Source organism: Bacillus sp. AG4(2022), from assembly GCF_031844465.1.
GTDB lineage: Bacteria > Bacillota > Bacilli > Bacillales > Cytobacillaceae > Bacillus_AB > Bacillus_AB infantis.
The window spans coordinates 101,966-117,021 of sequence record NZ_JAUZVH010000002.1; the positions used below are offsets into that span (position 1 = coordinate 101,966).

Annotated in this window: 14 protein-coding genes; 13 read left to right on the top strand and 1 reads right to left on the bottom strand. The window is 47.9% G+C overall.

Annotated elements, in window-relative coordinates; translation table 11 throughout:
* Positions 1–176: 176 nt before the first annotated feature.
* The 9 genes from Q9R36_RS05965 (at position 177) to Q9R36_RS06005 (ending at position 10,394) form a co-directional block, all read left to right on the top strand.
* Positions 177–2,036: a methylmalonyl-CoA mutase subunit beta gene (locus Q9R36_RS05965; RefSeq protein ID WP_311224654.1), complete on the top strand. Its 1,860-nt coding sequence runs from the start codon at positions 177–179 to the stop codon at positions 2,034–2,036.
* A complete protein-coding gene (gene scpA / locus Q9R36_RS05970) occupies positions 2,029–4,224 on the top strand; it encodes a methylmalonyl-CoA mutase (RefSeq protein WP_009794982.1) in 2,196 nt (731 codons plus the stop codon). Before Q9R36_RS05965 ends, scpA begins: the two co-directional genes overlap by 8 nt.
* Positions 4,224–5,345, top strand: a complete 1,122-nt coding sequence (gene meaB, locus Q9R36_RS05975; protein ID WP_311224655.1) for a methylmalonyl Co-A mutase-associated GTPase MeaB — start codon at positions 4,224–4,226, stop codon at positions 5,343–5,345. The genes scpA and meaB overlap by 1 nt, the downstream gene beginning before the upstream one ends.
* Before the next feature lie 257 nt (positions 5,346–5,602).
* Entirely contained in the window at positions 5,603–6,040 is a 438-nt protein-coding gene (locus Q9R36_RS05980) for a BrxA/BrxB family bacilliredoxin (protein ID WP_009794984.1), read from the top strand.
* Between the two features lie 297 nt (positions 6,041–6,337).
* A complete protein-coding gene (locus Q9R36_RS05985; RefSeq protein WP_022544173.1) occupies positions 6,338–7,141 on the top strand; it encodes a transporter substrate-binding domain-containing protein in 804 nt (267 codons plus the stop codon).
* A gap of 158 nt (positions 7,142–7,299) precedes the next feature.
* Positions 7,300–7,959, top strand: a complete 660-nt coding sequence (locus Q9R36_RS05990) for an amino acid ABC transporter permease (protein WP_094767253.1) — start codon at positions 7,300–7,302, stop codon at positions 7,957–7,959.
* A complete protein-coding gene (locus tag Q9R36_RS05995; protein WP_009794988.1) occupies positions 7,952–8,674 on the top strand; it encodes an amino acid ABC transporter ATP-binding protein in 723 nt (240 codons plus the stop codon). Before Q9R36_RS05990 ends, Q9R36_RS05995 begins: the two co-directional genes overlap by 8 nt.
* Before the next feature lie 155 nt (positions 8,675–8,829).
* On the top strand, positions 8,830–9,798 hold the full coding sequence (locus tag Q9R36_RS06000) for an aromatic acid exporter family protein (protein ID WP_009794990.1): 969 nt from the start codon (positions 8,830–8,832) through the stop codon (positions 9,796–9,798).
* A gap of 53 nt (positions 9,799–9,851) precedes the next feature.
* Entirely contained in the window at positions 9,852–10,394 is a 543-nt protein-coding gene (locus Q9R36_RS06005; protein ID WP_224951477.1) for a L,D-transpeptidase, read from the top strand.
* Between the two features lie 360 nt (positions 10,395–10,754).
* Here the strand turns inward: Q9R36_RS06005 and prli42 are convergent, their stop codons facing one another.
* A complete protein-coding gene (prli42, locus tag Q9R36_RS06010; protein WP_022544171.1) occupies positions 10,755–10,850 on the bottom strand; it encodes a stressosome-associated protein Prli42 in 96 nt (31 codons plus the stop codon).
* Positions 10,851–10,995: 145 nt separating this feature from the next.
* Here prli42 and mce point away from each other — a divergent pair, with 145 nt between their 5' ends.
* The 4 genes from mce to Q9R36_RS06030 all read left to right on the top strand — a co-directional run bounded on the left by mce (position 10,996) and on the right by Q9R36_RS06030 (position 14,867).
* Positions 10,996–11,412: a methylmalonyl-CoA epimerase gene (gene mce, locus Q9R36_RS06015; RefSeq protein WP_022544170.1), complete on the top strand. Its 417-nt coding sequence runs from the start codon at positions 10,996–10,998 to the stop codon at positions 11,410–11,412.
* On the top strand, positions 11,409–12,959 hold the full coding sequence (locus Q9R36_RS06020; RefSeq protein ID WP_009794711.1) for an acyl-CoA carboxylase subunit beta: 1,551 nt from the start codon (positions 11,409–11,411) through the stop codon (positions 12,957–12,959). The genes mce and Q9R36_RS06020 overlap by 4 nt, the downstream gene beginning before the upstream one ends.
* Positions 12,960–13,107: 148 nt before the next feature.
* Positions 13,108–14,232, top strand: a complete 1,125-nt coding sequence (locus tag Q9R36_RS06025; protein WP_009794712.1) for a M20/M25/M40 family metallo-hydrolase — start codon at positions 13,108–13,110, stop codon at positions 14,230–14,232.
* Positions 14,233–14,387: 155 nt separating this feature from the next.
* Positions 14,388–14,867 carry a chemotaxis protein CheW gene (locus Q9R36_RS06030; RefSeq protein WP_035403057.1) on the top strand — a complete coding sequence of 160 codons (480 nt, stop codon included), beginning with the start codon at positions 14,388–14,390 and terminating at the stop codon, positions 14,865–14,867.
* Positions 14,868–15,056 lie beyond the last annotated feature (189 nt).

Here is a 15,056-nt window from a genome sequence, read left to right on the forward strand (position 1 = left end):
CTGCAGTTTAATCAAGCTGCAGCGTTTTTTGGCTTTATTTGAAAAGGGAGAACGTCCTTTGTCCTTCGTTGCCAGTTTAGCTCTTGTATACTACAATAATATCAGAAAAATAATTTAGAATATTGATGAATTTCAGTTCCTGGGAGGAGGGAAGCTGCTGTCACAAGCAGCGTTCTATGAGTTATCAAGAGATGGAGAAAATATCATTTCCCGAAAAAACGATGGAAGATTGGAAGCGGGCAGCAGAATCCGCTTTAAAAGGAAGGGCGGCAGAGTCATTAGACCGGCTTACATATGAAAACATAAAATTGAAACCGCTTTATTCTGCAGAAACATCAGCCCTTACTCCAAAATCGCAATATCCGGGGCAGGAGGATTTCCGGCGGGGCATTGAACCTCTCGGCTACAGCAAAGCTGATTGGAAAATTGCCCAAAGGATTTCCGGAGAAACTGCAGAAGACCTGAAGCAGGAGTTAAAGCGGGCGCTGGAGAATGGCCAGAATGCTATTGTTCTTCCTGTTGAAGAGCATTTCCTTGAAAGCTTTCCGGGAATACTGGATGGAGCACATAGAGAATACCCTTTTGCCATCAATGCTGCGGGCAGCCAATCCAGCATGCTTGCTGTTCTGGAAAACCTGCCGCAATCTAAGGAGATACACGGTTATATAGGAAGGGACCCGCTGGCTGAAGCTGCATCAGAGGGTCTTCCAGGAGATCAAATGGTGGAAGGGCTTTATGATGATTGGGCGGTTACATTGGAGAAAGCGGGGGCTGAGATGCCGAAGCTTAGGACGATTCTTGCCGATGCTGTCCCTTATCATAATGGGGGAGCCCATGCTGCGCTTGAAGTGGCAGCTGCAGCCGCTGCAGCGACAGAGCATGTGAGCAGACTTTTGGACCGCCATCTTTCCGTGGAGGATATACTTTCAAAATTGGTTTTCAGCTTCGCGTCAGGCGGAAACTTCTTTATGGAGATTGCCAAGCTGAGGGCCGCCAGAATTATATGGGGGAAAATCGCAGCTGCCTTCGGAGCACCAAAAGACATGCAAAAAATGGTCATTGCGGCAGAAACATCGTATTTCACAAAAACGATGGCTGATCCTTATGTCAATCTGCTTCGCTCAGGAAATGAAGCTTTTGCCGCGGTGATTGGAGGAGTCCAGTACCTGCAGGTGAGAGCATTTGATGAAGTTTTGGGGAGTTCAGGATCTTTTTCGCAGCGGCTTGCCCGCAATATACAGCTGCTTCTCAGAGAAGAGGCGCATCTTCTAAAGGTGGCAGACCCTTCAGGGGGATCCTGGTATATTGAAAGCCTGACAAATGAACTGGCGGAAAAAGCGTGGGATCTCTTCCTTCAGATTGAATCCTTCGGCGGCATGGCTGATGCGCTGGAGAAAGGATGGATCCAGGAGCAGACAAGAGAAATCCTGGAGAAAAAGAAGCATGATGCCGAGACGAGGAAGAAAAGTATAATTGGCACAAATGTTTATGCGAATCTTGAGGATAAGCTGCCTGACAGGGGAGGCAGGCTTAAAGAGGGGGCTAACTCCGGCTGGACAATCAGGCCGCTTCACCAGGAGAGGCTATCAGCCACATTTGAGAATATCAGGACAAAGGCCCAGGAATTGAGACGCGGCGGCGGGCAATTGCAGGCGGGGCTGATTTCACTCGGGGAATTAAAGGAGCATAAAACAAGAACCGACTTTGCTGCCGGCTTTTTCGCTGCCGGGGGAATTGCTGCTGAACACAGCCCGGGTGTCAGTGGATTCCCTGATGCAGAAGCGCTCCTGGAAAGGGATTATACCTGCTATTGTATTTGCGGAACCAATCAGCAGTATGAGACGGCTGGTAAACAGCTGCTAAGAGAATTAAAGGAGAGGTATCCGGATTCGGTTGTTTACCTTGCGGGGCATCCCGATTCACCGGCGGAAGAATGGAGGGAGCTTGGCATTCATGACTTCATAACTGCCAAGAGCAATGTCTGTTCAATTCTTGGAAAGCTGCTAGAAGAAACAGAGGTGAAAATGAATGGCTAACAAACCGGATTTCAAGAGCATCAGTTTGTTCGGCGCAAGCCAAAAGGAAGCGGAATATGAGTGGAAGCAGGAGGCCGGCAGGCTGGCTGGAGGGGATGCCGGCAGCCTGCGGTTCGAGACCAATGAACATATTGGGATCAAGCCGCTGTATACGGAATCGGATATTAAAGGACTGGACCATCTGGATGATAAGCCCGGCCTTCCTCCGTACACAAGGGGTCCCTATGCGACCATGTATGTCAACAGGCCATGGACAGTCCGCCAGTATGCCGGCTTTTCAACAGCAGAAGAAAGCAATCAGTTTTACCGCAGAAACCTGGCCATGGGGCAAAAAGGACTATCGGTTGCTTTTGACCTGGCTACACACCGCGGCTATGATTCTGATCATCCGCGGGTGGTGGGGGATGTAGGAAAAGCGGGGGTGGCCATTGATTCAATCATTGACATGAAGACCCTGTTTGACGGGATTCCGCTTGACCAGATGTCTGTGTCGATGACGATGAACGGTGCTGTCCTGCCTGTTATGGCATTCTTTATTGTAACGGCCGAGGAGCAGGGTGTGAGCCAGGAAAAACTGTCAGGCACGATCCAGAACGATATTCTTAAGGAATATATGGTCCGCAATACATATATCTATCCGCCTGACATGTCGATGAAGATCATTGCGGATATCTTTGAATATACATCCCAGTATATGCCAAAGTTCAACTCTATCAGTATATCAGGCTACCATATGCAGGAGGCGGGAGCACCTGCAGACATTGAGCTCGCCTATACGCTTGCAGACGGGCTTGAATATGTCAGGACAGGGCTAAAGGCCGGAATCGGCATTGACTCTTTTGCCCCTCGGCTCTCCTTCTTTTGGGCAATTGGGATGAACTATTTTATGGAAGTGGCAAAAATGCGGGCGGCAAGGTATATCTGGGCGAAAATGATGAAATCCTTCGATCCGCAAAATCCGAAATCCATGGCTTTGCGGACGCATTCCCAAACATCGGGGTGGAGCCTCACAGAGCAGGATCCATTCAATAACGTAACAAGGACGCTGATAGAAGCCCATGCTGCGGCGATGGGGCATACCCAGTCGCTTCATACGAACGCACTGGATGAAGCCATCGCGCTCCCGACTGATTTTTCCGCAAGGATTGCCCGCAATACCCAGCTCTACCTGCAGGAAGAGACAGGCATCACGGATGTGATCGACCCATGGGGAGGATCTTATTATGTAGAATCTTTGACCAATGAGCTGATCCAAAAGGCGTGGCAGCATATTGAAGAGATTGAGAGCCTTGGAGGCATGGCCAAAGCTATTGAAACCGGTCTTCCGAAAATGAGGATTGAAGAAGCGGCTGCCAGGAGGCAGGCCCAGATTGACAGCAGGAAAGAAACCATTGTCGGAGTGAATAAATACAGGCTTGAAAAAGAAGACCCGATCGACATACTTGATATTGATAATACAGCCGTAAGGCTTAAGCAATTGGATAAGCTTGAAAAGCTGAAGAACACAAGGGACAGTGAAAAAGCTGCCGCGGCGCTTGAAGCCCTGGCGAAAGCTGCAGATACAGGAGAAGGGAACCTTTTAGATCTTGCCGTGAAGGCTGCCAGGGCCAGAGCGACTCTTGGGGAGATCTCTTTTGCTATCGAAAAGTCAGCGAGGCGCCATAAAGCAGTCATTCGTTCTATCAGCGGCGTGTACAGTTCTGCTTTTACCAATGAAGAAGAAATTGCCGAGGTGAAGAGCCTTACGGACGGGTTTCTTGAAAATGAAGGAAGGCGCCCGAGAATCCTTATTGCCAAGATGGGCCAGGATGGCCATGACAGGGGAGCGAAGGTAATTGCCACGGCATTTGCAGACTTGGGCTTTGATGTGGATATCGGACCGCTTTTCCAGACTCCGGCTGAAACAGCTCTTCAGGCAGTGGAGAATGATGTTCATGTGATTGGCATGAGCTCGCTTGCAGCCGGCCATAAAACACTTCTTCCACAGCTGGTTGAAGAGCTAAAAAAGCTGGGCAGGGAGGATATACTCGTCATTATCGGGGGAGTGATACCAGCTCAGGATTATCAATATTTATACGATAACGGGGCATCCGCCATTTTTGGGCCTGGGACGGTCATTCCTGCCGCTGCCCAGAAAGTCGTGCAGGAGATTTACAGAAAGCTTGGCTATGAGGAAGTGGCTGAATAATGAAGGACAAGAAGCCGAGCTGGCATGATGGCAGGCCGCCAGACCTTTTCTCCACTTCCCTTCGTGAGGGGAAGGAGATGGCTGCTCCCCAGCCTTTTGTACAGAAAGGCCCGAAATTCCAAAAAAAGAAGTCGGACCCTCTGTCGGCGGATGAGCTGAAGAAGGGGATCCTTTCAGGAAACAGGAGCCTGCTGGCAAAAGCAATCACGCTGGTTGAGAGCAATGCAGAGCGCCATTTCAGAACTGCTCAGGAATTGCTGCAGGAGGTTCTTCCCCACACCGGCAATTCGATCAGAATCGGCATTACTGGTGTGCCCGGGGCAGGAAAGAGCACCTTTATCGAGGCGTTTGGGAGCCTTCTTTGCGGGCAGGGGCATTTAGTGGCAGTGCTGGCTGTCGATCCGAGCTCAAGCATCAGCGGCGGAAGCATTCTTGGCGATAAAACGCGGATGGAAAATCTCTCGAGAAATCCAAATGCCTTTATCAGGCCATCAGCTGCAGGTGGCAAGCTTGGCGGCGTGCACCGGAAAACCCGGGAGACCATGCTTTTGTGCGAGGCGGCAGGCTATGATGTGATTATTGTTGAAACAGTCGGGGTTGGCCAAAGCGAAATCATTGTCAGGGAAATGGTCGATTTCTTTATGCTGCTGGTCCTGACCGGGGCCGGGGATGAACTCCAGGGGATGAAAAAAGGCATTATGGAAATTGCAGATGCCATCATCGTCAATAAAGCAGACGGTGCTAATGAACCCCAGGCATTGAAGACAAGAGAAGAATATTCACGCATTGTCCATTTTCTTCAGCCGGCTACAAAGGGCTGGGAAACGAAAGCTCATTCCTGCTCTGCCCTGACCGGCAAAGGCATCCTGGAAATTTGGGAAGAGATTAAAAGCTTTAAGGACTCTGCCTCCCATTCCGGCGTGTTCAGCCAGAGAAGGCGGGAGCAGTCGAAGGAATGGATAAACAGCATGATCATGGATCAGCTTCAATATAGCTTCTTCCAGCATCCAGAGGTCAGAAAAGAGCTGCCGCAAATGGAAAATGAAGTGATCTCCGGCGGAAGGACGGTTGCTTCTGCGGTTGAGCATTTATTTGCTCTTTTTAAAGAGGCGAGAGAATAAAAAAGCGGCCGGTGTTCAACGGAACACCGGCCATATCTAGGGAGTTTAGGGGTATGGATCTAGCTGTACTGTTATCATTCCCCAATATCTGGCTAATAAACTTTATTTTAGAATTTTATTGGATTTTAGTGGGCGGATTTTATTGTTACTTGGCCTAAGCAGGCTTCTTTGAGTTGAATGCATTGAAAAAAGCAGCATGAAATTGCTATTATTAGAAGAGATATAAGTCTAACTATTTATATGAGGGGCGATAAAGAATGAATATGGATTTTAATTTGTTTATGAACGATGTCGTTCGCCAGGCCCGGCAGGAAATTGTGGCAGCCGGATATACAGAGCTTACCACTCCGGAGGATGTTGATCATGCGCTGTCCCAGAAAGGCACGACGCTTGTAATGGTCAATTCTGTCTGCGGCTGTGCCGGCGGGATTGCACGCCCTGCTGCAGCTCACTCTCTGCATTATGATAAGCGCCCTGACCAGCTTGTGACGGTCTTTGCGGGGCAGGACAAGGAAGCGACAGAAAAGGCGCGGTCTTATTTTACCGGATTCCCTCCATCATCACCATCTTTCGCACTTATGAAAGACGGAGAAATTATTACAATGGTGGAGCGTCATGAAATTGAAGGGCACGAACCAATGGCAGTAGTCCAAAAGCTTCAGGATGCTTTTGATAAATATTGCGAAGAAGTTTAAGTATCATACAAGAAAACCCCTGCTGAACGCAGGGGTTTTTTTTTCGTTCAGTAAACCGGCAAACCCTGATTTCTCCGGATAAAAGCTATAAAACTTTTATTAAATAGTAATAATATAATTAAAATATATATTTATATTTAATTATATTATTGCATAAATATTAATATGTGTTAAAATTCATTGTAGTGAATAAGTATTAACTTAGTGTTTTTACTTGAAATAACAGGATCTAACACTATAAAATACTACTAATTATGAAAATAATTAATTTTCTAAAAACTATAGGAGGAAAGTAAAATGAAAAAGAGTATGTTGCTGTTTTTGGTAAGTATATTGGCAGCTGGAATCCTGGCAGCCTGCGGGGCGAGTGAACAGCCGGCTTCAAGCGGCGGTGAAGCGGGAGATTCAGGATCAGATGATGAAAAGGTGCTGATTATGGGTACTTCGGCTGATTATCCGCCATTCGAGTACATCGATACTGCAAAAGGCGATGATATTATCGGTTTCGATGTTGATCTTGCAAATGCATTGGCAGAAAAGCTTGGCTATAAAGTTCAGGTTGAGGATATTGAATTCAGCGGGCTCGTTCAAGCGCTGAAATCCGGCCAGGTAGATATTGTATTGGCGGGAATGTCTCCGACTGAAGAACGCAAAAAGAATATTGACTTTACAGATATCTACTACACTGCGAGACATATGATTGTGACAAAGAAGGACAGCGGGATCGAAAAGCTTGAGGATCTAAAAGGCAAGACAGTCGGCGTCCAGCTGGGATCCATCCAGGAAGGGAAAGCAAACGACATTGCTGAAGAGATCGATATCAAAGTTGAAAACCGCAACCGTATCCCTGAGATTGTTCAGGAGCTGATGACCGGCCGCTTTGATGCTGCCATCATTGAAGATACAGTAGCAACAGGCTATTTTGAATCAAATGAAGATCTCAATGGATTTGTCATTGAAGATGAAGAGGAGCTTGGATCTGCTATTGCCCTTCCGAAGGACAGCGAGCTGACAGACGATTTCAACAAAGCCCTTCAGGAAATGAAGGACAGCGGCGAGCTTGAAGAATTAGTACTGAAATGGTTTGGCGGAGAAGAGTAATTTTGTGGCTGATGTTCAGCAGGAATTCCTGCTGGACATTTTGCATCCGCTGGAATGGACAGCCTTTCAGTCCGGGCTAGCGAACCGAATGGACAAGCTGCCGAAGATAAGCAGGCTGCCATTGAATGCGCCTCAGAAAGAGAGGAATGAGACAGATTATGAATTTGGATTTTGCTCAGTTTATCCCGTCAATGCCATATATATTAAAAGGGATTGGCGTCACCCTGCAAATTGTGCTGCTTGCAGGTCTTCTTGGCTTTGCACTCGGAATTATTCTTGCATTATTTAAGATAAGCTCTTTAAAGTATCTTGGCTGGCTGGCGGATGCGTATACTTCCATCTTTAGAGGAACGCCGCTGGTGCTTCAATTGATGCTCATTTATTATGGTTCTCCCCAGATCATCGGCTTCCAGATAGAGCCGTATGCAGCGGCAGTGCTGTCTTTCGGGCTCAATTCCGCAGCCTATATATCTGAGGTGATCAGAGCCGGGATACTGGCGGTGGACAAAGGGCAGCGGGAAGCTTCAATGGCCCTTGGGATTCCTTATAAAAGGATGATGTGGGATATCATCCTCCCGCAAGCACTGAAAAACATCCTTCCAGCCCTCATGAATGAATTTATCACACTTACGAAGGAATCAGCGATCGTTACAACAATAGGAGTCATGGATATTATGCGCCGTTCCTATCAGGTGGGCGCCGAGAAATATTCCTTCTTTGAGCCTCTTCTGATTGCGGGCCTGATTTATTATGTAATGGTCATCACATTGACGATCATCGGCAAAGCGGTTGAAAGGAGGATGAGGCGAAGTGATTAAGGTAGAGAATCTGCACAAAAATTTCGGCAGCCTGGAGGTGCTGAAAGGGATCAGCACAACGGTCCAGGACGGTGAAGTGGTGGCGGTCATCGGCCCTTCCGGCTCCGGGAAATCAACATTTCTGCGGTGCCTGAATCTGCTTGAGCAGCCAACGGATGGCAGGATATTCATCGGCAAAGAGGAAGTAACCGGCCGGAAAACGGATATTATGAAGGTGAGGCAGGAAGTAGGCATGGTTTTTCAGCACTTCCACCTGTTCCCGCATATGACAGCGCTGGAGAATCTCACATATGCCCCGATGAAAGTAAAAGGAGTTTCCAAGCAGGAAGCTGAAAAAATCGGCACCGGGCTTTTGCAGAAGGTTGGCCTTTCAGAGAAGGCGAATGAATACCCGAACCGCCTGTCAGGGGGACAAAAGCAGAGGGTGGCCATTGCCAGGGCTTTGGCTATGCAGCCGGACATGATGCTGTTTGACGAGCCGACATCTGCCCTGGATCCCGAAATGGTCAAGGAAGTGCTGGACGTCATGAAGTCCCTTGCCCACAGCGGTATGACCATGGTGATCGTGACCCATGAAATGGGCTTTGCCAAGGAAGTGGCAGACCGGGTCCTCTTTCTGGATGGAGGGGTTCTTGTAGAGGATTCTCCTCCGGAAGAATTTTTCTCGAGTCCTAAAAGTCCAAGGGCAAGAGACTTCTTGCAAAAAGTGCTTTAAAACGTATAATTAGGAAGAAGATGGTCCCAGATCATCTTCTTTTTCAATTGGCCGGCTTTTCCCACGGCATATCGGGGAGGCTTTACATAAGTTTATTACAGCCTTCAGGGGTATTCATTTCCGCTGAATGGCTGCTATGTATAGGAGTGCATGATATGAAATTCAGAATAGGATACCGAACGATTAAAACTGCTGCCGGGACAGCTGTTTCCATTATCATTGCACAAATGCTTGGGCTTAATAACTTTGTATCTGCAGGCATATTGACGATTTTATGCATCCAAGTGACAAAAAAAAGGTCGCTTACAGCTTCCTGGGCCAGATTCCTGGCCTGTCTGCTTTCTATGGTCTTTTCCACCGTATTCTTTGAAGGCATTGCATATCATCCGGCTGTGATCGGGCTGCTGCTGTTATTCTTCATCCCCACGGCTGTGATGCTGAAGGCAAGTGAAGGGGTGGTGTCCAGCAGTGTAATCACCCTGCATATTTATTCTGCGGGCGAGGTTACTGGCAGCCTGCTTTTGAATGAACTTGGAATCATAACTGTCGGGATAGGAGTGGCGCTGCTGGCGAATCTGTATATGCCAAGCCTTGACAGAAAGCTTGAAAAATATCAGCTTCAGATTGAAGATAACTTCAAAAGGATATTTGATGAAATCATCACCTATCTCCGAACCAATGAAAGCGACTGGGACGGCAGGGAGATCACCGGTACAGAGAGGCTGATCTCGGAAGCCAAGACCCTTGCCTTCAGGGATGTTGAAAATCACTTCCTGCGCAATGAAAACTCCTACTACCATTATTTTAAAATGAGGGAAAAGCAATTTGAAATCATTGAAAGGGTGCTGCCGACCGTTACATCGATCGGCCTTACTGTGGAGCAGGGAGAGATTGTCGCTGATTTCATCGAAGAGCTGTCAAACAATATTCATCCCGGCAATACAGCGATTGTGTATCTGGAAAAGCTGCTGCGGATGAAGCTTTCTTTCGAAGAGAGCGACCTCCCACGAACAAGGGAGGAGTTTGAAGCGCGTGCGGCCCTCCTGCATTTTGTTAAAGAAATGGAACAATATTTGGTCATTAAAAGCTCTTTTAAAGGATTGAAAAAAGAGAAAAGCGCATAATCGGGGGCATGCAGGCAGAAGCTATTCAAAAATGATACAGGCTGGTGAAATGGATGCTTAAAATGCTTTCAATCCTTGCGCTTTCTTTTTCATTTTCTCCTATCTGGCCGATCGGGCCCAATCCGCTGCCTGGAGACCCTTTCGTCATCATCAATAAACAGACAAATGAGCTTGCGCTTGTTGACGAAAACAGGGTCCAGACGGTCATAAGCGCTGCCACCGGCAAGACGGCTGATTTGACGCCGGAGGGGCTTTTTACTGTCACAGTCAAGGCGAAGGAGCCTTATTACAGAAGAAAAAACATTCCTGGCGGTTCTCCGGAAAATCCTCTCGGAACGAGATGGATCGGCTTTGATGCTGAGGAGACGGACGGGCGGATATATGGGATACACGGGACAAATGAGCCCGGATCCATCGGCAAATATGTCTCCTCCGGCTGTGTCCGCATGCAGAATGAAGCAATCGAGTCCCTGTTCGAACTCATCCCCATCGGGACCAAAGTGCTGGTTGTATCAACCGGCCAAAGCTTTGAAGAGCTGGGTAAAGAGTACGGTGCTATCAGTGAACTAAATAAAGTATGGCCTTATAAGCAGTAAAATACTTAAAATAAGAGCAGCAGGCAAATCTCCAAATAAAAAAAATCGTGCTTAAAAGCGGGCCCAATAGAAACCTTTCTGATCCGCTTCCTAAGACGGCCTCTTTGAATTCGTTGTTGTATTAAAGGATCGGATGCCCTTAAATAGGCCACATAATGCCATAAAAATTTGTAAATCTGTCGATTGGAGTGGAAGGCACGTAGACTCCTGCGTGATTGCAGCGCCGCCCCGCGGAAAGCGAAGTGCCTGGAATGGAAATCAACATTCTCATTACCAAAAGAAATCATGGTAAAGCTCAAATTTCATTGAATCTATCTATAGTTAGAAAGGACCGCCATAAGGCGATCCTTTTTTTCGTTTCTATAAAAACATGGCTGCTCCAACAGCAAGGGTGGATGCGAGCATGGCAAAAATCATTAAATATACGATGATCTTGCGGAATTTTTTATTAGACAAGCAGGAGCCCCTCCTTCTGACATTCTAATCTATTATTACTCTATTCTACTAAGAAAATTCAAAATGAACAACCGCTCAATATTTGAAGGAATTTCGACATTTTTATCGAATATTAAGAGTATTATGCAAGCGGGGGGGTTCATAAATGATTAACAAAGTGGATCATATTGGGATCGCTGTCAGCTCGCTTGACAGTGCTCTTCCATTTTATACAGATGTGCTCGGCCTCGAGCTGCTTGGTGTGGAAGATGTCGAATCTGAGCGGGTCAGGGTGGCATTCCTTCTTGCAGGAAATGCAAAGCTTGAGCTTCTCGAACCGCTGGGAGAAGGCAGCCCAATAGCAAAATTCATCGAAAAGCGGGGAGAAGGCATCCACCATATTGCACTGGGTGTGGACTCTATCAATGAAAGAATAGCAGAGATAAAAGAAAAAGGCATCAGAATGATTAATGATGAAGCCAAGAAAGGCGCGGGCGGTGCGAAGGTGGCGTTTATCCATCCAAAGTCATCCGGGAGCGTACTCTATGAATTCTGCGAGAAGAAAGGACTGGAAGAAGCATGACGGACATCTATGAAAAAATCAATGAGCTGTACGACCGGCGCCGGGAGGTTGAACTGGGCGGAGGAGATGAGCGGATAGAGAAGCAGCATGAGAAAGGGAAGCTTACTGCAAGGGAGCGGATCGGCCTGCTGCTGGATGAAGGGACCTTTGTGGAGCTGAATCCCTTTATTGAGCACAGATCGACGGACTTTGGCCTTGACAGGGCAAAGGGGCCGGGAGACGGGGTTGTTACAGGTTATGGAAAGGTAAACGGCCGGCCTGTCTACTTATTCTCCCAGGACTTCACCGTATTTGGCGGCGCGCTTGGCGAGATGCACGCAAAAAAAATCGCAAATGTCATGGATCTTGCTGCCAAAAACGGCGCTCCCTTCATCGGGCTGAACGATTCAGGAGGGGCAAGGATCCAGGAAGGGGTTGTGTCGCTTGACGGCTATGGCCACATTTTCTACCGCAACAGCATCTATTCCGGCGTGATTCCGCAGCTTTCTGTCATTATGGGCCCGTGTGCAGGCGGGGCCGTTTATTCGCCAGCTATAACAGACTTTGTCTTTATGGTCGAAAAAACGAGCCAAATGTTCATTACCGGCCCGAAAGTGATTGAGACCGTCACAGGCGAAAAGATTTCTTCAGAAGACCTTGGCGGCGCAGAGGTACATAATTCAATAAGCGGCAATGCCCACTTCATGGGCGGAACAGAAGAGGAAGTCCTCCAGCAGGTAAGAAGGCTTCTCAGCTACCTTCCCCAGAACAGCGGGGAAAAGCCGCCGCGGCTTTCAGCAGATGAAGAGGACGATTACCGGCCTGATCTGACTGACTGCATCCCATTTGACAGCCTGAGGCCTTATGATGTCCGCAAAGTAGTGGAACAGATTGTGGATGAAGGATCGTTCATGGAGGTTCAGCAGGATTTTGCCAGGAATATTGTTGTCGGGCTGGCGAGGATCAAAGGCGAATCAGTCGGTCTTGTCTGCAATCAGCCCAAGGTAATGGCAGGCGGGCTTGATATTGATTCTTCCGATAAGGCTTCAAGATTTATCCGCTTCTGCGATTCCTTCAACATTCCGCTCATTACCTTTGAAGATGTAACCGGTTTCTTCCCGGGCATCAAGCAGGAGCACGGAGGGATCATCAGGCATGGGGCCAAGATCCTTTATGCCTATTCGGAGGCGACTGTTCCGAAGCTGACCGTGATCCTCCGGAAAGCCTATGGCGGCGCCTATGTTGCCCTCAACAGCAAATCCATCGGCGCTGACCTTGTGTTTGCCTGGCCCAATGCTGAAATTGCGGTCATGGGCCCTCAAGGAGCAGCCAATATCATTTTTGCGCGCGAAATCCAGGGCAGCAGCAATCCTGAAGCAGTCAGGGAACAGAAGATCGAAGAATACCGCGAAAAGTTCGCCAATCCTTATGTGGCTGCCAGCCGCGGCATGGTGGATGATGTCATTGATCCACGGGATACGAGAATTAAACTCATTCAGGCACTTGAGATGCTCCGGAATAAAAAGGAGTCGCGGCCGGCCAAAAAGCATGGGAATATCCCCTTATAAATGCTGTTGATTGGAAGGGAATACTCCCTTCCTTTTTTCTTATGGAACCAGTCTGCAGTCCTCTCCCCAGGCAGGCTCTCCGGTTGCTGTTGAATGATGTGAGCGGTATACTAGGTTAGTACGCATACATATTGGAGGTTTTAACATTATGATCAATCAGGAGCGTTTACTAAATGAATTCCTGGAGCTTGTCCAGGTAGATTCCGAAACAAAGCATGAAGCAGAAATCGCCAAAGTCCTGAAAAAGAAATTCACTGATCTTGGAGTCGATGTTTTTGAGGACGATACAACTGCTGAAACAGGCCATGGTGCCGGAAATCTGATTTGCACGCTTGAAGGCACAAAAGAGGGCGTTGATACCATTTATTTTACTTCCCATATGGATACTGTTGTTCCCGGGAAGGGCATCAAGCCATCAATTAAGGACGGCTATGTGGTGACTGACGGAACTACCATCCTTGGTGCAGACGATAAAGCAGGCCTTGCAGTTATGCTTGAGGTCGTCAGGGTTCTTAAAGAGCAGAATATAGAGCATGGTACCATCCAGTTCATCATCACAGCCGGCGAAGAATCAGGGCTGGTCGGAGCGAAGGCGCTTGACCGTTCCCTTGTAAAGGCCAAGTTTGGCTATGCGCTCGACAGCGACGGCAAGGTTGGGAATATTATTGTAGCAGCTCCGACACAGGCCAAGGTGAAAGCTGTCATCCAAGGCAAAACTGCTCATGCCGGTGTGGCACCTGAGAAAGGCGTTTCTGCCATCACCATCGCAGCAAAAGCAGTGGCCCGCATGCCGCTTGGACGCATTGATGAGGAAACGACTGCCAATATCGGCAGATTTGAAGGCGGTCAGCAGACAAATATCGTTTGCGACCGTGTCGACATCCTGGCAGAAGCCCGTTCCCTTATTGGCGAAAAGATGGAAGCGCAGGCAGCCAAGATGAAGGAAGCATTTGAAAGCGCAGCAGAAGAAATGGGCGGCAAAGCCGATGTTGAAATCCAGGTTATGTACCCAGGCTTCAAATATGGAGAAGGTGATCATGTGGTGGAAGTAGCAAAGAAAGCTGCAGCCAAAATCGGCCGCAGCAGTGAGCTTCTCCATAGCGGCGGAGGCAGTGACGCGAATGTGATTGCCGGCTTCGGCATCCCGACAGTCAACCTGGCTGTAGGCTATGAGGAAATCCATACAACCAATGAACGCATGCCGGTTGAAGAGCTGAACAAGCTTGGAGAAATGGTTGTAGCAATCATCAATGAAGTATCCGGCAACGAATAATGATCAGCGGGAGGGCCAGCGGCTCCTCCCGTTTTTTCTTCTTAACAGAAGGTACATTTTACATAGTTAATTCCCGGATCAGTAAAAAATATGGTATATTTGTAATAGATATGCATAGCCGCCAGGGACTTTTAGCGGACGGAGGGACAAAAGCAATGGATGAAAATAAAAAAATGATTGTGTTTCAGGTAGGCAAAGAGGAATATGCGATCCCGATTGAATATGTCATTTCAATCGAAAAGGCTGAGGATATCACACCGATACCTCATCTCCCTGCATATGTGAAGGGAATTTCAAAGGTAAGGGGAGAATTGATTCCTGTCATTGATTTTGAGCATATTCTCTATGACCGCAGCCAGGCAGATTCTGATGCAGCCAGAATGATTGTGCTGCAGACAGAAGAGCTTTCCCTTGGGGCTTCGGTAGCAGAGGCTAAGGAAATTATTGATATGCCAAAGGAAGCTGTCAAAGAACTTGGACTTGCTGCTTATCAGAAAACCACCTACTTCAGCGGAGTTGCAGCCTTAGGAAGCCGGCTTATCACAATCATCGATCCTCTCAGGCTCGTACAAGCGCTTGAAGGCATCCGCGAAATCAAAGAGTTTATGAAAGATAGGAAAGAAGAGGCTGTCTAACTTTTTTATCAAAGTAAGTATATATCTTTTGCGACTTTGATTACTGTCTAGCAGCTGCGCCTGATGTCCCCTCGTTCCTTAAGGATGGCCAGGGCGCTTGCGCATTTTAAAAGGGCCTGCTGCTGCAGGCTCTTTTGCTTTCTTAGCCTTGGATGCGGAATTTTGATAAAATATAGCTATCATTAAGTC